This window comes from Pseudoalteromonas sp. C12FD-1 (genome assembly GCF_037414265.1).
Taxonomy (GTDB): Bacteria; Pseudomonadota; Gammaproteobacteria; order Enterobacterales; family Alteromonadaceae; genus Pseudoalteromonas.
Genome location: NZ_JBBEVD010000015.1, coordinates 1 through 772 on the forward strand (window position 1 = coordinate 1; position 772 = coordinate 772).

The 772-nt window shown below is 53.5% G+C and carries 1 protein-coding gene; it reads left to right on the forward strand.

All coding sequences use genetic code 11. The features are described 5' to 3' along the window. Positions 1-772: Ig-like domain-containing protein (locus WDB87_RS00070; RefSeq protein ID WP_337848640.1), on the forward strand; the 772-nt coding region annotated here is incomplete at both ends.

Consider the following 772-nt stretch of genomic DNA (forward strand, 5'->3'; position numbering starts at 1 on the left):
CGATGCAGCAGGTAACACCGGCACAGGCACAGACAACGGTGAAGTGGATGTAACGCCACCAATCCTTGCCTTTACACCGACCTTTGAGCTTGGTTTATTGGTTACCCTAAGTGGTACCTCTGACCTGCCAGCAGGCAGTGAAATCACCATCACCGAGCAACTTATTGGCGGCGGGGTTGGTGTCACTTACACCACCACAACCGACGCTAATGGTAATTGGTCTTTAGTGGGGCTTGATGTATCACTACTGGACGTCGGCTCTGTGATTGCCACAGCCACCGATGCTGCGGGTAATACACGCACAATCAGCTCAGATGATTTTGATAACACACCACCAACGCTGACTGTTGAGGTTGACGCACAAAGCAATAGCAACACGCCAGCTATTAGCGGCACAAGCGATGCAGGCGAAGGGGCACAAGTCACGATTGTGGTGACCGACAGTGACGGCAACCCACAAACCATTACCGCCCTTGTTGATGCAAACGGCGAGTGGAGTGCCACACCAAGCACACCACTCAGTGAAGGCGAGAGCACCATTGAAGTGAGCGTACGCGACAGCGTAGGCCACGAAACCACTGTGAGTGAAACCAGCACTATCGACACGCAAGCGCCCACGCTTACGATACAAAATGTAGGCGATGTAAACGACTTAACCCCGACCTTGCAAGGCACCAGTAACGAAATTGGTGGCACAGTCACACTCACCGTGACCGACAGCGACGGCGCTGTACAAACCATCACTACCACTGTTGGCACGGATGGCCATTGG